At 64.4% G+C, this 18,238-nt stretch carries 17 protein-coding genes; 9 read left to right on the forward strand and 8 right to left on the reverse strand.

All coding sequences use genetic code 11. The annotated features are described in order from the left end of the window. Positions 1-7: 7 nt before the first annotated feature. Positions 8-1,357 (reverse strand): aspartate aminotransferase family protein, encoded by a 1,350-nt coding sequence (locus tag IVA74_RS28350; protein ID WP_247349744.1) that lies wholly within the window; start codon positions 1,355-1,357, stop codon positions 8-10. A 3-nt stretch (positions 1,358-1,360) separates the two neighbouring features. Then, entirely contained in the window at positions 1,361-2,233 is an 873-nt protein-coding gene (locus IVA74_RS28355) for a MurR/RpiR family transcriptional regulator (RefSeq protein ID WP_247349745.1), read from the reverse strand. Between the two features lie 87 nt (positions 2,234-2,320). On the opposite strand from IVA74_RS28355, the gene IVA74_RS28360 reads away from it, so the two are divergent. Further along, positions 2,321-3,508 carry an ABC transporter permease subunit gene (locus IVA74_RS28360; RefSeq protein ID WP_247349746.1) on the forward strand — a complete coding sequence of 396 codons (1,188 nt, stop codon included), beginning with the start codon at positions 2,321-2,323 and terminating at the stop codon, positions 3,506-3,508. 2 nt (positions 3,509-3,510) lie between these two features. Further along, positions 3,511-4,617 (forward strand): amino acid ABC transporter permease, encoded by a 1,107-nt coding sequence (locus tag IVA74_RS28365; RefSeq protein ID WP_247349747.1) that lies wholly within the window; start codon positions 3,511-3,513, stop codon positions 4,615-4,617. A gap of 63 nt (positions 4,618-4,680) precedes the next feature. Here IVA74_RS28365 and IVA74_RS28370 read toward each other — a convergent pair whose 3' ends face one another. Both IVA74_RS28370 and IVA74_RS28375 read right to left on the reverse strand, forming a co-directional pair. After that, positions 4,681-6,099, reverse strand: coding sequence for an amidase family protein (locus IVA74_RS28370; protein ID WP_247349748.1), 1,419 nt, complete (start codon positions 6,097-6,099; stop codon positions 4,681-4,683). A gap of 111 nt (positions 6,100-6,210) precedes the next feature. Further along, positions 6,211-6,987 carry an SDR family oxidoreductase gene (locus IVA74_RS28375; protein WP_247349749.1) on the reverse strand — a complete coding sequence of 259 codons (777 nt, stop codon included), beginning with the start codon at positions 6,985-6,987 and terminating at the stop codon, positions 6,211-6,213. Between the two features lie 156 nt (positions 6,988-7,143). Between IVA74_RS28375 and IVA74_RS28380 the strand changes: the two genes are divergently transcribed. Next, the gene (locus tag IVA74_RS28380; RefSeq protein ID WP_247349750.1) at positions 7,144-8,217 is read left to right on the forward strand and encodes a tartrate dehydrogenase; all 1,074 of its coding nucleotides are present in this window, start codon (positions 7,144-7,146) and stop codon (positions 8,215-8,217) included. A gap of 55 nt (positions 8,218-8,272) precedes the next feature. Here IVA74_RS28380 and IVA74_RS28385 read toward each other — a convergent pair whose 3' ends face one another. The 4 genes from IVA74_RS28385 to IVA74_RS28400 are packed head-to-tail and all read right to left on the reverse strand — an operon-like array spanning position 8,273 to position 12,480. Next, entirely contained in the window at positions 8,273-9,346 is a 1,074-nt protein-coding gene (locus tag IVA74_RS28385) for a malate/lactate/ureidoglycolate dehydrogenase (RefSeq protein WP_247349751.1), read from the reverse strand. 11 nt (positions 9,347-9,357) lie between these two features. Continuing rightward, positions 9,358-10,269, reverse strand: a complete 912-nt coding sequence (locus IVA74_RS28390; RefSeq protein WP_247349752.1) for an NAD(P)-dependent oxidoreductase — start codon at positions 10,267-10,269, stop codon at positions 9,358-9,360. A gap of 12 nt (positions 10,270-10,281) precedes the next feature. Further along, positions 10,282-11,532 carry a Zn-dependent hydrolase gene (locus IVA74_RS28395; RefSeq protein WP_247349753.1) on the reverse strand — a complete coding sequence of 417 codons (1,251 nt, stop codon included), beginning with the start codon at positions 11,530-11,532 and terminating at the stop codon, positions 10,282-10,284. A 57-nt stretch (positions 11,533-11,589) separates the two neighbouring features. After that, positions 11,590-12,480 (reverse strand): LysR family transcriptional regulator, encoded by an 891-nt coding sequence (locus IVA74_RS28400; protein WP_247349754.1) that lies wholly within the window; start codon positions 12,478-12,480, stop codon positions 11,590-11,592. A gap of 120 nt (positions 12,481-12,600) precedes the next feature. On the opposite strand from IVA74_RS28400, the gene IVA74_RS28405 reads away from it, so the two are divergent. The 6 genes from IVA74_RS28405 (at position 12,601) to IVA74_RS28430 (ending at position 18,209) form a co-directional block, all read left to right on the forward strand. Then, entirely contained in the window at positions 12,601-13,416 is an 816-nt protein-coding gene (locus IVA74_RS28405; RefSeq protein WP_247349756.1) for a putative hydro-lyase, read from the forward strand. 89 nt (positions 13,417-13,505) lie between these two features. Continuing rightward, a complete protein-coding gene (locus IVA74_RS28410) occupies positions 13,506-14,750 on the forward strand; it encodes an ABC transporter substrate-binding protein (RefSeq protein ID WP_247349757.1) in 1,245 nt (414 codons plus the stop codon). 226 nt (positions 14,751-14,976) lie between these two features. After that, on the forward strand, positions 14,977-15,810 hold the full coding sequence (locus tag IVA74_RS28415; protein WP_247350242.1) for a branched-chain amino acid ABC transporter permease: 834 nt from the start codon (positions 14,977-14,979) through the stop codon (positions 15,808-15,810). Then, on the forward strand, positions 15,810-16,793 hold the full coding sequence (locus IVA74_RS28420) for a branched-chain amino acid ABC transporter permease (RefSeq protein ID WP_247349758.1): 984 nt from the start codon (positions 15,810-15,812) through the stop codon (positions 16,791-16,793). Before IVA74_RS28415 ends, IVA74_RS28420 begins: the two co-directional genes overlap by 1 nt. Continuing rightward, positions 16,790-17,521: an ABC transporter ATP-binding protein gene (locus IVA74_RS28425; protein WP_247349759.1), complete on the forward strand. Its 732-nt coding sequence runs from the start codon at positions 16,790-16,792 to the stop codon at positions 17,519-17,521. The genes IVA74_RS28420 and IVA74_RS28425 overlap by 4 nt, the downstream gene beginning before the upstream one ends. Further along, on the forward strand, positions 17,505-18,209 hold the full coding sequence (locus IVA74_RS28430) for an ABC transporter ATP-binding protein (RefSeq protein ID WP_247349760.1): 705 nt from the start codon (positions 17,505-17,507) through the stop codon (positions 18,207-18,209). Before IVA74_RS28425 ends, IVA74_RS28430 begins: the two co-directional genes overlap by 17 nt. The last annotated feature ends 29 nt before the right edge of the window (positions 18,210-18,238 follow it).

Genomic DNA, 18,238 nt, shown 5'->3' on the forward strand with positions numbered 1-18,238 from the left:
ACTCCCCTCAATGATTGACACTACGCAACACGTGGTCGACGGCGGTGCCGAGCTTGTCGACGATCAGGTCGATCTCGTCAGCCGAAGTGATATAGGGCGGGGCCAGCAGCACGTGGTCGCCGCGGACCCCGTCCACGGTGCCGCCGCCGGGATAACAGCCGAGCCCGTTCGCCAAGGCCTCCGCCTTGATTTTCTGGTTCAGCTTCAGCGCCGGATCGAACGAGCTGCGGCTGGCGCGATCGGCGACGAGCTCGATCGCCCAGAACAGCCCGCGGCCCCTGATGTCGCCGATATGGCGGTGGTTGCCGAAGCGCTCGGTCAGCCGCTGCTCGAGCTGCTTGCCGCGCTCCTTGACGCGTTCGAGCAGGCCGTCCTCGCGGATCACGTTTTGCACCTCGAGCGCGGCGGCGCAGGCGAGGGGATGCGCGAGATAAGTATGGCCGTGCTGAAACGCACCGGAGCCCGCACGGATCGTGTCGATGATCTTTCCGCTGGCAAGCATCGCGCCGATCGGCTGGTAGCCGCCGCCGAGGCCCTTCGCGATCGCCTGGATGTCGGGCGCGACGCCTTCCTGTTCCCATGCATGCGTGGTGCCGGTGCGGCCCATGCCGGACATGACCTCGTCAAAGATGAGCAGCGCGCCATGTCGATTGCAGATCTCGCGGACCGCTTTGAAGTATCCGTCCGGCGCCGTTACCGCACCGGCGGTCGCGCCGACGACGGGCTCGGCGAGGAACGCCGCGACGGTCTCAGGGCCGAGCCGCTGAAACTCGGCTTCAAGTTCGGTGGCGAGGCGCGCCACAAACTGCGCATCTGATTCACCATCGTGTTTCTCGTGATAGGCGAAGGCCGGGGTCACATGGCTGAAAGCGTCGGAGAGCAGCGGCGCATAGGGCGCACGCCGCCACGCATTGCCGCCGGCGGCCAGCGCGCCCAGGGTGTTGCCGTGATAGCTCTGGCGCCGCGCGATGAAATGCTGCCGCCGCGGCTCGCCACGCTCGATGAAATATTGCCGCGCGAGCTTGATGCTGGCTTCGATCGCCTCCGATCCGCCACTGACGAAATAAGCATAGGCGAGGCCGCCGGGCTCGTGGCCGACCAGCAGCTCGGCCAGCGCCTCGGCCGGCTCGGAGGAGAAGAAAGCGGTGTGCGCATAGGCCAGCGTCGAGGCCTGCTTCGCTATCGCTGCGATCACGCGCGGATGCTGATGGCCCAGGCAGGATACGGCCGCACCGCCGGATGCGTCGATCACGCGGCGTCCGTCCTCGGCCAGGAGATAGACGCCTTCGCCGCCGATCGCCTTGGGCGGCGTTTCGCGCAACGAACGGTGCAGCACGCGGCTGGTGCGAGCGGCCATGGGTCAACCTTTCTCTGGAACGTAAGTGGAGGCCGCGGCCAGTCGCGCCTCGGTATTTTCCAGGCGCTTCTTTGCGGCCGCGCCGCCGAGCGAAAATGTCACGGCAGCGAGCGATTGCGCGATCGCAATGGCACCGGTGAGGCTCGGGAAAAAGCCGGGAGAGGAGGCCGCCTCGAACAGCAGCACGTGGTCGGCGCCTTCGGCCATCGGCGCCGATGGGCTATCCGCGATCGCGATCAGGCTCGCGCCGGCACGATAGGCGGCCTGCGCGACCCGGACGCTCGCATGTGTATAGGGCATGAAGCCGATGACGATGACGGCTTCGCCGGGCCGGAACGCGCCGAGGTCGAGATCGTCGGGGCCCGACGCACCGACGAGTTGCACCTGTTCGGGACGAAACAGCCGGAGCTCGTAATTCAGCAGCTCCGCGACGCTGCGGCAGCTCCGGTAGCCTGTGATCCAGATCCGCTTGGCGTCGTGAAGTGCGCAGGCCGCTTCCGCGATCGGCTGGGCCCGAATGCGCGGAAGGCCAGCGGCCTCGGCCTCGAGCTTGTCGGTGACGAGCGCGACATCGGCGTTCGGGCCGTGACGGCGGCTCTTGGCGCGGCCGGAGAAGGGCGCGATCTGCGAGGGCCGCCGCGCCTCGGTCAGCGCCGCGCGCAATTCGTCCCAGCCCGAATAGCCGATCGCTTTCGCAAGCCGCGTGAACGCGGCCGGATCGGCGCCGGCAACCGCTGCGAGATCGCGCATCGAACGCGTGGTGGCGTCGTAATCATTGGCCGCGACGAAACGCCCGACCTCCTGCAACCGCATCGGGAGCGACGGCAACGCAATGCGCAGTTCGCTCAACGGCGAGGATTTCGCGGGCTCGGCCATGAAACATTTGTTGCACGAAGTAGAGTTTGGTGCAACAGTTGACGTGCGCCGCCGGAAATCGCCCGTCTTGAGAAGGATTTTTGTGCTGTGACGTCAGACGCTCCGAGACCGCCGCCGCGCCGCCGCTTGTTCGGCGCTTTCGGGCAACGCGAGCTGAAAGGCCTGTTCTGGCAGGTCCTGGTGGTCGGGATCGCGGTCGCGGTCATCGTCTTCCTCTGGTCCAACACGGTCACTAATCTCTCCGCGCGCCGCATCACGACCGGATTTGCGTTCCTCGGCCGTGAGGCTGGCATGCCCATCGCCGACAGCCTGCTCGCCTACAATCCAAGAGACTCATATCTCTGGGCCTTCGTCGTCGGCATCGCCAACACCTTGCGCGTTGCCGTAATTGGCATCGTGCTCGCAACCATTTTGGGTACGCTGATCGGTATCTCGCGCTTGTCCGCGAACTGGTTGGTGTCGCGGCTTGCCGCCGTCTATGTGGAAACGCTCCGCGACATCCCGCTGCTGCTCCAGCTTTTGTTCTGGTATGTGCTGATGCAGGCACTGCCGGCCGCACGCGCGGCGTTTCGGCCGATCGAGGGCGTGTTCCTCTCCAATCGGGGCTTGATCCTGCCGGCGATTCCAACTGGGACGCCGCAGCTTTGGGTGCTCGGCACAGCAGTGCTGGGGCTTGTCGTGTTCTATGTCATCCAGCGACGGCTGATCTCACAGCAGATGCGCGACGGCAAGCCACGGTCGGCCTGGCCTTTCGCGCTTGGCTTCATTGTCGTGCTGCCGGCGCTCGTGTCCGCACTGCTCGGCGTATCCTGGATCATCGAATGGCCCGAGTTGCGCGGCTTCAACTTCGTCGGTGGACTGACGCTCGCGCCGGAATATTTTGCGCTCGTGATCGCGCTCGTCACTTATACCTCGGCCTTCATCGCCGAGATCGTGCGCAGCGGCATCCAGTCGGTGCCGCGCGGCCAGTGGGATGCCGCCAATGCGCTGGGTCTCCGCCGCAGCTTCATGCTGCGGCAGATCATCCTGCCGCAGGCGTTGCGCGTGATCGTGCCGCCGATGACGAGCCAGTACCTCAACCTGACCAAGAACTCTTCGCTCGCGGTGGCGATCGGCTATCAGGACGTGGTCTCGATCGCCAACACCACGCTGAACCAGACGGGCCAGGCGATCGAGGCGATTGCTTTGATCATGGCGGTGTTCCTCACCATCAGCCTCGGCATCAGCTTTTTCATGAACTGGTACAATTCGCGCATCGCGCTGGTGGAGCGCTGATCATGACGGCGATCGCCGACATTCCGGAAGCACCGCGCGCCGCCCGTCGCCCGCAAATCGGCAACCCGGTGCTGCGCTGGCTGCGCACCAATTTGTTCTCGTCGATTCCGAACGGCATCCTCTCAGTCGTGCTGCTGGCGGTGCTCGCCAAGGGTGTCTTCAGCTTAGTGCTGTGGGGAATCGCGAACGCAGTCTGGTTGACGCCGGCGAACGATTCCAGTGCCTGCCGCGCAGTGCGCGGCGTCGGTGCGTGCTGGGCGATCATACCCGAAAAGTACCGCTTCATCCTGTTTGGCACCTATCCGTTCGACCAGCAGTGGCGGCCGGCGCTGGCGGTGCTGCTCTTCATCGCCCTGTTCTATCTCTCCACCCGCCGCGCCTTATGGCGGCGCGAACTGGCCTATCTCTGGATCGGAGCGCTGGCGCTGATCAGCGTGCTGATGTGGGGCGGCGTGTTCGGTTTGTCGTTCGTCTCGCAGGACCGTTGGGGCGGCTTGCCGGTGACGCTGATCCTGGCGACGTTCGGTCTCGCGTTCGGCTTCCCGCTCGGCATCCTGGTTGCCCTCGGCCGTCGTTCGAAGCTGCCGGCAATCCGCTCGCTCAGCGTGCTCTATGTCGAGCTGATCCGCGGCGTGCCGCTGGTCAGTCTGTTGTTCATGGCGAGCGTGATGTTTCCGCTGTTCATGCCTGCCGGATTCAACATCGACAAGCTCTTGCGCGCGCAGATCGCGATCATCCTGTTCGCCGGTGCCTATCTTGCCGAAGTCATCCGCGGCGGCCTTCAGGCCGTGCCGAGCGGACAGTATGAGGCCGCTGATGCGCTGGGGTTGTCCTATTGGCGCAAGAACCGGCTGATCGTCCTGCCGCAGGCGATCCGCCACGTCATCCCGCCGCTGGTCAACACCTTCATCGCCTTCTTCAAGGACACCAGCCTCGTCCTGATCATCGGTATCTTCGACCTGCTGACGACGGCGAAGACCGCGATCATCGATCCCGCGTGGCAGCAATTCTCCGTCGAAGTCTACATCTTCGTCGCCGCCATCTATTTCGTCTTCTGCTTCGCGATGTCGCGGTATAGCCGGAGTTTGGAGGCGACGCGCGCGGGCTAGATATCTCGTGCCCCGGACGAGGTGCAACGCGTCAGCGCTGCCGCTCGTCCGGGGCTCGAGAAGTTACTTCTTCACTTTTGGATCAATCGGCGTCGTGCCCCGCAGACCCAGAATATCCTCCAGCACCTTCGCGCCCGCGAGCACGTCAGCGTCGCTCCGGGGCGCGCCGACCACCTGCACACCAACCGGCAGGCCCGACGCCGTGAAGCCGCACGGCAGCGACAACGCCGGGCAGCAAGCGAGCGTGATGGCGTAGACGATGCCGAGCCATTCGACGTAATTGTCGAACCTCTTGCCCGCGCATTCGGCGACGTAGCGGTTCTCGATCGGGAACGGCGGCACGATCGTGGTCGGTACCAGCAGCAGATCGTAGGTCTGGAAGAACTCGACCGCACGGGCGGTCATGCCGACGCGCTGAGCTTCGGCGCGCTCGAGCTGCTCGACGGTGAGCTTGAGACCTTCCTCGATGTTCCAGATCACCTCGGGCTTGAGCAGGTCGCGCTTGGTGCGGAGCAGCTGCGCCTTGCTGATCGCGAAGTCGAACGCGCGGAGCACGTGGAAGCACTCATGCGCCTCGCGCCAATCCGGATGCGCCTCCTCGACGATGGCACCGGCTTCGGCAAAGCGTTCCGCCGCCTTGCGCGTGAGCGCCTTGACTTCGGGGTCGACCGGGGTGATGCCGAGATCAGCGGAGTAGGCGATGCGCTTCGGCTTTTTGCCCGACCGCGCGGCCGTCAGGAACGAGGTCGCGGGCGCCGGCAGCGACAGCGGGTCGGCGGCATAATCGCCGCTCATAGCATCCAGGAGCAGCGCGAGGTCTTCGACATTGCGTGCCATCGGGCCCTGCACGCCGAGATTGCGGTCGATGCCCGCTTTCGGCGTGTGCGCGACGCGGCCGATGCTCGGTCGCATGCCGACGATCCCGCAGAAGCTCGCGGGGCTGCGCAAGCTGCCGCCCATGTCCGAGCCCTGTGCGAGCCAGGCCATGCCGGTCGCGAGCGCCACCGCCGCGCCGCCGGAGGAGCCGGCGGCGGATTTCGAAATGTCCCAGGGGTTGAGGGTCGCGCCGAATACCTCGTTGAAGGTGTTGGCGCCGGCACCGAATTCCGGCGTGTTGGACTTGGCGTAGACGACCGCACCATTGGCTTCGAGGTTCTCGACCATGAGGTCGGACTTCGCTGGGATATTGTTTTTGTAGATCGGCGAGCCCTGGGTGTTCAGCACGCCTGCAACATCGGTCAGGTCCTTGATCGGCACCGGCAGGCCTGCGAGCAATCCGCGCGCGCCGGCCGGCTTCTGCATCAGCGCCTTGGCGCTATCCCGCGCGCGATCGAAGCACAGCGTCGGCAGCGCATTGACCTTGCCGTCGACTTCACCGATGCGCTTCTCCAGCGCATCCAGCAGCTCCAGCGGCGAGACCTCGCCGGATCGCAGCTTGTCGACGACGACGCAGGCGGTTTCGCGGATCAGATCCTGAGACAATTATTTTACTCCTGTGCTTATTGAACCGTCATTGCGAGCGCAGCGAAGCAATCCAGTCTGTCTGCGGAAAGATTCTGGATTGCTTCGCGTCGCTCGCAATGACAGAAAAACTCAACCCCATCCCGCGCTGATGCCGCCATCCACCGTATAGATGACGCCCGATGTATAGCCGGCGCGATCCGACGCCAGGAACGCCATGAGGTCGCCGATTTCGCGGGCATGCGCCGGCCTGCCGAGCGGCAGGCTCTTCTGGAATTCCTTGTAGCGGCTCTCGTCGCCGAACTGGTGCTTTGCCCGCGTCTTCAGCAGGGTGACGTGACGGTCGGTGCCGACCGGGCCGGGATTGATGCCGACCACGCGGATGTTGTCGGCGAGGCTCTTGCCCCCGAGCGCGCGGGTGAAGGCCATCAGCGCGGCATTGCCGGCGCTGCCGCAAATGTAGTTGGCGTCGAACTTCTCGCCGGCCGCGCCGATGTCGTTGACGATCACGCCGCCGCCCTTTGCCTTCATCTGCGCGTAAATCATGCGCGTGAGGTTGATGTAGCCGAACACTTTCAATTCCCAGGCGTGCCGCCAGGTCGCCTCGTCGATCTTGTCGATGGAGCCGCCGGGGATGTCGCCTGCATTGTTGACGAGCACGTCGATGTCGGCGGCCTCCTTCGCCAGCCGCGCCAAATCCTCAGTCTTGCGCAGATCGACAATGCTCGTCGCGGCATCGATCTGATGGGCGGAGCGCAGGCGCTCGGTCAGCGCCTTGAGCTGATCGCCATTGCGGGCGGCGAGGAGGAGATGGCAGCCTTCCTCGGCAAAGGCCTCGGCGGCGGCTGCGCCGATGCCCTTGGACGCACCCGTGATCAGGACGCGTTTGCCACGCAGATGCAGATCCATGGAAGTTACTCGCTCGGTGAGAACAGGATGAAATCAGTAGGCGGTTGGCCGCGCCATGGTCAACATTGCAGTGCAGCGTTGCACTGCCGCCGCGTTTGGTCCATTGCAGTGCGGTCAAAAAGGCGGCGGCTGCCGGACCAATCAAGGACGTTCTCGATGAGCAAGAAACAATACCGGATCGCGGTCATTCCCGGTGACGGCATCGGCAAGGAAGTGATGCCGGAGGGTCTGCGCGTTCTGGAGACCGCAGCGAAGAAGCACGGGGTGTCTCTTCATTTCGATCATTTCGACTTCTCGTCCTGGGACTATTACGAGAAGCACGGCCAGATGATGCCGGACGATTGGAAGCACAAGATCGGCAAGCACGATGCCATCTACTTCGGTGCGGTTGGCTGGCCGGCCAAGATTCCGGATCACGTCTCGCTGTGGGGTTCACTGATCAAATTCCGCCGCGAGTTCGATCAGTATGTGAATTTGCGTCCGGTGCGGCTGATGCCGGGCGTGCCGTCGCCGCTGGCAAACCGCAAGCCAGGCGAGATCGATTTCTGGGTGGTGCGCGAGAATACCGAGGGCGAATATTCGTCCGTCGGCGGCCGCATGTTCCCGGACACCGACCGCGAGTTCGTGACGCAGCAGACGGTGATGACCCGCATCGGCGTCGATCGCATCCTGAAATTCGCCTTCGAGCTCGCGCAGTCGCGGCCGAAGAAGCACCTGACCTCGGCGACCAAGTCGAACGGCATCTCCATCACCATGCCCTATTGGGACGAGCGCGTGGAGGCGATGGCCAAGAAGTTTCCGGGCGTGAAATGGGACAAGTACCACATCGACATTTTGACGGCGAACTTCGTGCTGCATCCGGACTGGTTCGACGTCGTGGTCGGCTCGAACTTGTTCGGCGACATCCTGTCCGATCTCGGCCCGGCCTGCACCGGCACCATCGGCATCGCGCCGTCGGGCAACATCAACCCCGAGGGCAATTTCCCGTCGGTGTTCGAGCCGGTGCACGGCTCGGCGCCAGATATCGCGGGGCAGGGAATTGCGAACCCGATCGGTGCGATCTGGTCGGGCGCGATGATGCTCGAGCATCTCGGCGAGAAGGAAGCCGGCAAGTCGATCGTAGATGCGATCGAGCGCACGCTGGCCGAGCGCACGCTCCGCACCAAGGACCTGGGCGGCAATGCTGACACCACGGCTTGCGGCAAGGCAGTCGCGGAGATGGTGGATTAGTTTGATCCGCTAACCGCGGGGTGGCCGTCCCGGCCTTCGCCGGGACGACATAGAGCTACCCCGCGATCTTTTCGATCGCCGCCTGATCCAGCCCAAACTTCTTCCCGGCTTCCAGAATCTCCTGCCAGGTGGTCGGATCAACCGGAATACCTTCCGCCAGACGCTTCTTCTTCGTCTCGCGCTCGGGCTCGCCGGCGATCTTCACCTTGCCGACGCCGGGGGCGGGCGGTGAGCCGGTATGCCAGGCGACGAAGCCCTCGACCTCGCGCGCCAGGTTCTCGCCGGTGCCGAGCTTGCCCGGGTCGATGATGATCGAGAGCATGCCGTTGAGGACGTTGTGCTTGCCGTCGGACGGGCCCTTGACCACCTGCCCGCCGGAGAGCGCGCCGCCGAGGATTTCGCACACCAGCGCGAGCCCCGAACCCTTGTGCTCGCCGAACGGCAGGATGGCGCCGTGCGGCGGGATCACGGTGTAGCGCGGATTAGTGGTGGGCTTGCCTTCATTGTCGATGATGGTGCCGGGTTCGAGCTCGACGCCCTTGTTGTGGGCGACACGGGTCTTGCCCTGCGCGATCCTGCTGGTGGCGAAGTCGAGCACGATCGGCTCCTTGCCCCTGCGCGGGATGCCGACGCAGAAGGGGTTGGTGCCGTGGCGCGCATCGCTGCCGCCCCAGGGCGCCACGATCGGGCGCGAGATCACGTTAACGAAGTGAATCGATACCAGTCCGTGGTCGATGCACTGCTCGGCCCAGTGGCCAATGCGGCCGATGTGGTGCGAGTTCGACAGGCCGACGAGACACACGCCGTTGCGCTTGGCGCGCTCGGCCGCCAGTTCCATCGCTTCATGGCCGATCACCTGGCCGTAGCCGGTGAGGCCGTCGAGGGTGAGAAGCGGACCAGTATCGAGCACGATCTTGACGTGCTGGTTCACGGCGAGGCCGCCCGTGGTGACGCTCTGGACGTAGCGCGGGATCATGCCGACGCCGTGCGAGTCATGTCCCCTGAGGTTGGCCTCGACGAGGTTCGTGGATACGAGCTCGGCCTCGCGGTCCGTGGAGCCGCCGGCCTTGACAATGGCGCGGACGACGTTGGTGAGCGGCTGTGCCTTGATGGTGCGATAGTCGGCCATTGTTATTGCTCTTATCCTTTCACGATCCGGCGGCAGTGGACCCACGCCGCTTCGATCAGGTTCTCACTTGCTTCCGGCGTGCGGAAGGCCGAATGCGCCGACAGCGTCACATTCGGAATCTTCGTCAGCGGATGATCGCCGGGCAGGGGTTCGATATTGAAAACATCGAGGCCGGCATGGCGGATGTGGCCCGACTTCAGCCCGTCGATCATGGCGGTCTCGTCGATGACGGCGGCGCGGGCGGTGTTGATGAGGATGACGCCCGGCTTCATCTTCGCGATCTTCTCGCGGGTGATCATGCCGCGGGTCTCGTCGTTGAGCAGCAGATGCAGCGACACGACATCGGCTCGCGCCAGCAATTTGTCGAGATCGGTGAATTCGACGCCCGGATGGCTCTTGGGCGAGCGGTTCCAGGCAATCACCTTCATGCCGCTGCCCGAGGCAATGCGTGCGACCTCGGCGGCGATGCCGCCGAAACCGATCAGGCCGAGCGTCTTGCCGGTGAGCTGCATGCCATCCTCGCGCAGCCAGTTGCCGCCGCGCATCTCGCGATCCATCACCGCGATGACGCGGGCCGAGGCCCACATCAGCGCGATCGCGGATTCTGCGACCGCCGTGTCACCATAGCCCTTGATCAGGTGCACGGAGATGCCGAGCTCGGCGAGCTCTTCCGGATTCATGTAGCTGCGCGCACCGGTGCCGAGGAACACCACGTGCTTCAGCCCTGCGCACTTCTTCGCGACCTCGGTCGGCAGCGCGGTGTGATCGACGATCGCGATCTCGGCGCCGTCGAGGATCTCAGGGTATTGCTCGGGTTTGATGTCGGGATCCCTGTGGATACGCACCTTGGGATCGCCCGGTTGCTCCAGCCGCTCCATGATCACGGCGAGAGCTTCATTGGCGTCGACGAAAACTCCGCGCATGGTTTTCTCCGGTCAGGACGCGACGCCGGCGATCGCCAGCACGGTGTGCATCAATACGTTGGTGCCGGCCGCGCAGTCGGGCTGCGTGGCGTCCTCCAGCTCGTTGTGGCTAATGCCGTCCTTGCAGGGCACGAACACCATCGCCGCCGGCATGACGGTATTGAGGTTGCAGGCGTCGTGGCCGGCGCCCGAGGTGATGCGGCGAGAGGAATAGCCGAGGGTCTTCGCTGCGTTCTCCACCGCTGCAATCAGCTTCGGATCGAAATGCGTCGGCGGCTTGCGCCAGACGAGGTCGATCTTGACCTCGACCTTGCGGCGCGTGGCGATCTCGGCGATGGCAGCGCGCAAATCGCGATCGAGCGCGTCCATGATCGCGCCATCGGCGCTGCGGCAATCCATGGTGAAGGCGATCTCGCCGGGAATGACATTGCGCGAGGGGTTTGCGATCACGGCCTCGCCGATGGTGCCGACAGCTTTCGGCCCGTGCTTGCTGGCGATGGCCTCCATTGCCAGCACGATCTCGGAGAGCGTGGCGAGTGCATCGCGCCGCAACGGCATCGGCGTCGATCCGGCATGGCTCTCGAAGCCGGTAATCTTGCCGTCGTACCAGAGCACGCCCTGGCCGGAATCGACCACGCCGATGGTCTTGCTCTCAGCCTCAAGGATCGGACCCTGCTCGATGTGCAACTCGACGAAGCAGCCGAGCTTCTGAAAGCCGACCGGCTTGTCGCCGCGATAGCCGATGCCGTCGAGTGCCTGCCCGACAGTGACGCCTTCGACGTCCTTGCGCGACAGGATGTCATCAGTGGTGAAGTCGCCGACATAGGCTGCGGAGGCCATCATCGCGGGGGCGAAGCGCGAGCCCTCTTCATTGGTCCAGTTGACGACGCAGATCGGCGCCTCGGTCTCGATGCCGGCGTCGTTCAGCGTACGGATCACTTCGAGCGCGCCGAGCGTTCCCAGAATGCCGTCATACTTGCCGCCGGTAGGCTGGGTGTCGAGATGCGAGCCGATGCCGACGGGCAGCTTCGACATGTCGCGGCCCTTGCGCAGGCCGAACTGCGAGCCGAGCGCATCGGTGTGCACCTCTAGGCCGGCGTCCTCGCAGGCCTTGCGGAACCAGTCGCGCACCTGCTTGTCCTCCGCGCTCAGCGTCAGCCGCCGCACGCCGCCCTTGGCCGTCGCGCCGAACTGCGCGGTCTCGTGGATGGAGCCCCAAAGGCGGACGGAATCGATTTGCAAATTGGTGGCGGCTCGGCTCATGCGGTCAGTCTCTCATTTGTCCGGCGCCTGCTTCAATGACGCGCCGGCGCGGGCGCGTCAACTGCGAGGCTGCTCTGCAATCTGACATGCAAGCTCTGCGACGCGCTCCACCGCCACGACGTCGGGCGAGGCGAGCCAGCTCGCGGTGAATGTCAGCGGCGCGATTTCGAGATCGGTGTCGAGCAGTTGCAGCCGCCCGTCTGCAAGCTCGCCCTCGACGATGGCGTCGGGAATCACGGCGATGCCGAGGCCCTCGACCGCCATGTGGATGACGGTCGCGAGCGAGGCGGAGGCGTGCAGCCGGATCGGCGGCAGCTCCGGCCGGTCGAACACTTCGCGCACGACCTCATAAGGCCGCGTCTTGCGCGGAAAGGTGATGATCGGAAACCGCGCCAGCTCAGCCCGCGTTACCGGTCCATGGCCGAGGCCGAGCGAGGGGCTGGCGAGAAAGCCGATCGGATAGTCGGCGAGGACGCGATTGTGCACCCCGGAGGCCGAGAGCGGACCGACGACGAAGGCAAGCTCGATCTCTTGCGCAAGCAGGCGCGCGGTGAGGTTCGGCGTGATGTCGACCTCGATCTCCAGCGAGAGGTTCGGATAGACCCCGTTCATGCTCTTCACGAGGCGGGGCAGCCAGGTGTGCACGATGGTTTCGGCAACGCCGAGACGCATCACACCGCGCATCGCCGAGCGGTCGCCGACCTCGGCCAACATCTGGGCGCGCAGGCCGATCAGTTTTTCCGCATACACCATCATCTGCCGGCCGCTCGGCGTCGGCGAAGCCACGCGGTGATCGCGGTTGAGGAGCTTCACGCCCATCTCGCGCTCGAGCTGGGCAATTCGCTGGGAGATCGCCGGCTGGGTCGTGTTGAGCCTTGCTGCGGCGCCGCGGAAGCTGCCGAGTTTCACAACCCAGAGGAACGTCTCGATCGACCTGAAGTCCAGCATTGGAAGGATTTTCCAGATCGATAAACAGAATTTATCGAGAATGATTAGAAACGACGATTAGACTTTATAGCACGCTTGGTGTTGGCTTGTCTTTGTCGAGTTTATAGGCAGGTCGATCACATGACTGTTTTGGTGGCAGTGCAGCAAACTGAAACGCCCGACATGCTTCCGAGCCGCAAGGCGCGGCTTGCCTACCGCGAGGGTCTGGTCGCCTCGACCGCCGGCGTGGCTCCCGGCTTCGTCCAGGGCAATCTGGCGATCCTGCCGGCGGAATATGCCAGTGCCTTTCACCGCTTCTGCCAGCTCAATCCCAAGCCGTGCCCGATCATCGGGATGTCCGAGGTCGGCAGTCCGCACATCCCGGCGCTCGGAGCCGATCTCGATATCCGCACCGACGTGCCGCGCTATCGCGTCTGGCGCGACGGCGAGGTGGTCGACGAGCCGACCGATGTGAAGAAGCATTGGCGCGACGATCTCGTGACCTTCGCGCTCGGCTGCTCCTTCTCGTTCGAAGAGGCGCTGCTCGACGAGGGCATGCCGATCCGCCACATCGAGCACAATGTGCGGGTGCCGATGTATCGCACCAACATCGCCTGCGGCGAGTCCGGTCCCTTCGCCGGTCCCATGGTGGTGTCGATGCGTCCGTTCAAGCCGGCGGACGCGATCCGCGCGGTGCAGATCACCTCGCGCTATCCAGCCGTGCACGGCGCGCCCGTGCATCTCGGCCATCCGCATCTGATCGGCATCAAGGACATCGCCAAGCCCGATTACGGCGATCCGGTGCCGGTTGCCGACGATGAGATCCCGGTGTTCTGGGCCTGCGGCGTGACGCCGCAATCGGTCATCAACGCCGCGAAAGTGCCGTTCGCGATCACGCATTCGCCCGGCCTGATGCTGGTGACGGATATCAAGAACAGGACCTTGGCCGTGATTTAGTGGGCAGCGTTTGCTGCTTCTTCAGGCTTTACCGCATCCACCAATCGTTTCATTCGATCAGTCGAAATTCAGTAACAGGGGACTTTGCCATGACGATCACTCGCCGCGACGTATTGTTGGGAGCTACCGCTACAGCCGCGCTGGTGCCGCTGGCAGCGCGCGCGCAGACTTCCGAGGTCGTGATCGGCGTGATCTATCCGTTCTCGGGCGGCAGCGCCCAGCAGGGCGTCGACGCGCAGAAGGCCTATGAGACCGCGCTCGAGGTCATCAACAAGGACACCGATTTCGACCTGCCGCTGGCGAAGGGTGAGGGCCTGCCGGGTCTCGGCGGCGCAAAGGTCCGCCTCGTGTTTGCCGATCACCAGGCCGATCCGCAGAAGGGCCGCGCCGAAGCCGAGCGCCTGATCACGCAGGAGAAAGTCTCCGCCATCATCGGCACCTATCAGAGCGCGGTCGCCGTCACCGTCAGCCAGATCTGCGAGCGCTACCAGATCCCGTTCGTCTCCGCCGACAACTCCTCGCCCAGCCTGCATCGCCGCGGCCTGAAATATTACTTCCGCGCCGCGCCGCACGACGAGATGTATTCGGCCGCGATGTTCGACTTCTTCGATGCCTTGAAGAAGAAGGGCACCAAGATCGAGACGCTGTCGCTGTTCCACGAGGACACCATCTTCGGCACCGATTCCGGCAACGCCCAGGCCAAGATCGCCGGCGAGCGCGGCTACAAGATCGTCACCGACATCAAGTATCGCGCCAACTCGCCCTCGCTCTCGGCCGAGGTGCAGCAGCTCAAGAGCGCCAATGCCGACGTGCTGATGCCGTCTAGCTACACCACCGACGGTATCCTGCTGGTCAAGACCATGGCCGAGCTCGGTTACAAGCCGAACGCGATCGTGGCCCAGGACGCCGGCTTCTCGGAGAAGGCGCTCTATGACGCCGTCGGCGACAAGCTCGAAGGCGTGATCTCGCGCGGCACCTTCTCGCTCGACCTGGCGCAGAAGCGCCCGATGGTCGGCAAGATCAACGAGATGTTCAAGACGCGGTCGGGCAAGGATTTCAACGATCTCACCTCGCGTCAGTTCATGGGCCTGATCATCCTTGCGGATGCGATCAGCCGCGCCAAGTCGACCGACGGCGAGAAGATCCGCGACGCGCTGGCAGCCACCGATATCCCGGGCGAGCGGACAATCATGCCCTGGAAGCGCGTCAAGTTCGACGAGATGGGCCAGAACAATGATGCCGACCCGGTGCTGCTGCAATATGTCGGCGGCAAGTTCGTCACCATCTTCCCGCCGCAGGCCGCGATCGCTGAAGCGATCTGGCCGATGAAGTAAGATGTAGGAAAGCGGGAGCTCAGACGGTAGCTCCCGCCCTCATCCCTGCGCAACGGCGAAGCCGTTGTCGCTGGAGGAGCGGGCGCAGCCCGCGTCTCGAAGGACGAGGGCGGGCCCATCCTTCGAGACGCGCGCGGGAGCACGCTCCTCAGGATGAGGGCGTAATTCGGGGGACGGACTTTTGACAGCCCAAACCATTATCCAGAGTCTCGCGAGCGGCCTTCTCATGGGTCTGCTCTACGGACTGATCGCCGTCGGCCTCGCGCTGATCTTCGGCCTGATGGACGTCGTGAACTTCGCCCATGGCGAGTTCCTGATGATCGCGATGTATGTGAGCTTCTTCCTGTTCACGTTCTTTGCGATCGACCCCCTGCTGTCGGCGCCGCTGGTGGCTGCCGCGCTGTTCGTGTTCGGAGCTGTGGTCTATCTATTGGTCGTGCGCTTTGCCATGCGGGCCAAGGCCAATGCCGGCATGGTGCAGATCTTCTCGACCTTTGGCCTCGCCATCGTGATGCGCGGCCTCGCGCAGTTCTTCTTCACGCCGGACTATCGCAGCGTTCCGCATTCCTGGCTCGGCGGCAAGACGATCTCAATTGCCGGCATCTTCCTGCCCGAACCGCAGCTGATGGGTGCGCTGGTCTCGATCCTGGCCTTTGCCGGGCTCTACTTCTTCATCCATCGGACCGATTTCGGCCGCGCGCTGGAGGCCACCCGTGAAGACCCTGGCGCGGTGGCCCTCGTCGGCATCGACAAGAACCGCGTGTTCGCGCTTGGCTGGGGACTAGGTGCCGCGCTGGTCGGCCTCGCCGGAGCGATCATGGCAAGCTTCTTCTATATCTATCCCGACGTCGGCGCGTCCTTTGCGCTGATCGCTTATGTCACGGTGGCGCTCGGCGGCTTCGGCAGCGTATTCGGCGCCTTCGCCGGCGGCATCATCGTTGGCCTCGTTGAAGCGACCACAGCTCTTGTGTTGCCGCCGTCGCTGAAATCGGTCGGCATCTACGCAGTCTACCTGCTGGTCGTCTTCATCCGGCCGCGCGGCCTGTTCGGGTCGATGTGATGGACAAGAATTTTGCCGTGCGGCGCCGCCGCGACCTCATCATCGCCGCGGTGCTGGCCGGGCTCGCAGCGCTCGCCCCGCTGTTCATCAAGGACGTCTACGTCCAGAACATCCTGATCCTGACCTTGATGTATGCGGCGATGTCGCAGAGCTGGAACATTCTTTCCGGCTATTGCGGGCAGATTTCGCTGGGACACGCGCTTTATTTCGGGATCGGCGCCTACACCACCGAGCTCCTGTTCACCAAGTTCGGCGTGCTGCCCTGGTTCGGCATGCTCGCCGGCGGCGTGATTGCGGCCCTCATTGCGATGGGGCTCGGCTATCCCTTCTTCCGCCTGCGCGGCCATTACTTCGTGATCGCGACCATCGTCATCGCCGAGATCGGGCTGCTGCTGTTCCAGAACTGGGAATGGGCGGGGGCGGCGATGGGAATCACCATTCAGGTGCGCGGCGACAGCTGGCTGAAATTCCAGTTCATGCGCAGCAAGCTGCCGTACTTCTATTTCGCGCTGGTGCTGTGCAGCCTCGCCTGGTTCGTCACCTGGTGGCTGGAAGACTCCAAATGGGGCTTTTGGTGGCGCGCGGTGAAGGACAATCCGGAAGCGGCCGAAAGCCTTGGCGTCGTCGTGTTCAACTCCAAGATGGGCGCGGCTGCCGTCTCCGCTTTCCTCGTTGCCATCGGCGGCGCCTACTATGCGCAATTTCTCGCCTATATCGATCCTGAGAGCGTCATGGGCTTCCAGTTCTCGCTGCTGATGGCGCTGCCGGCCGTGCTCGGTGGCATCGGTACTCTCTGGGGCCCGGTGCTTGGCGCGGCCATCCTGATCCCGATGACGGAGCTGACGCGCTCCTATATCGGCGGCTCCGGGCGCGGCGTCGATCTGATCGTCTATGGCGGGCTGATCGTGGCGATCTCGCTGGCTCTGCCGCAGGGGCTGGTCAGCCTGTTCTCCCGTTCTAAAGCGAAGGGAGCCTCGCGATGACCGCGCTCCTTGAAACCCGCGGCGTCTGGCAACGTTTTGGCGGCCTCGTCGCCAACAGCGACGTCTCGATTTCGGTCGGCCGCGGCGAGATCGTGGGCCTGATCGGCCCCAACGGTGCCGGCAAGTCGACGCTGTTCAATCTGATCGCCGGCGTGTTGCCGCCGACTCAAGGCTCGATCTGGTTCGACGGCGAGGACGTCACCAAGATGCCCGCGGCCGAGCGCTGTCAGCGCGGCGTCGGGCGCACGTTCCAGGTGGTCAAGAGCTTTGAGACCATGACTGTCATCGACAACGTCATCGTCGGTGCTCTCGTGCGTAACACCGTGATGCGAGTAGCGCGCCGCAAGGCGTATGAGGTGCTGGAGTTCACCGGCCTTGCCGCGCGTGCCGACGTGCTGGCGAGCGACCTCGTGCCGGCCGAGAAGCGCCGTCTCGAAGTCGCCCGTGCGCTGGCGACCGAACCGAAGCTGCTGCTGCTCGACGAAGTCCTCACCGGCCTCACGCCGACCGAGGCGCAGACCGGTGTCGCCCTGGTGCGCAAGGTGCGCGATGCCGGCATCACCGTGCTGATGGTCGAGCATGTCATGGAGATCGTGATGCCGCTGGTCGATCGCGCCATCGTGCTCGACCTCGGCAAGGTGCTGGTCGAGGGCAAGCCCACCGAGGTCGTCCGCGATCCCAAGGTGATCAGCGCTTATCTGGGAGATCGTCATGCTGTCGGTGCGTGAAGTCACGACCGCCTATCAGGGCCTGGTCGCGATCTCCGCGATCTCGATCGAAGTCCAGAAGGGCGAGATCGTCTGCGTGGCCGGCGCCAACGGCGCGGGCAAGTCGACGCTGCTGAAATCCATCGCCGGCGCCGAGCGCCCGCGCTCGGGCACCGTGACGTTTGACGGCAAGCGGCTCGACGGCATGGCGCAGCACCACATCACGGCCACCGGCATCGCCTACGTGCCGGAGAACCGCCGCCTGTTTCCGCGCCTCTCCGTGCGCGACAATCTGCGCCTCGGCAGTTATCTCTATCGTGGCGAGGCCGATCGTGAGAGTCCGCTCGATCTCGTCTTCAAGCTGTTCCCGCGCCTGTCCGAACGCCTCGAGCAGCGCGCCGAGACGCTCTCCGGCGGCGAGCAGCAAATGCTCGCGATCGGCCGCGCGTTGATGACGCGCCCGCGGCTGCTGATGCTGGACGAGCCTTCACAGGGCATCATGCCGAAGCTGGTCGACGAAATCTTCCAGGCCGTGAAGCGCATCCGCGACGCCGGCATGACCGTGCTAATCGTCGAGCAGCGCATGGCGGAGTGCCTTGAGATCGCCGACCGCGCCTACATCCTGCAAACCGGCCGCGTGCTGATGCAGGGCGCAGCAAGCGAGATCAGAGGCAATCCGGATGTGCGCAAGGCATATCTGGGGCTGTAACTAGACTGCCACTAATCTCTACCGTCATC

This window comes from Bradyrhizobium sp. 132, assembly GCF_023074185.1.
GTDB lineage: Bacteria > Pseudomonadota > Alphaproteobacteria > Rhizobiales > Xanthobacteraceae > Bradyrhizobium.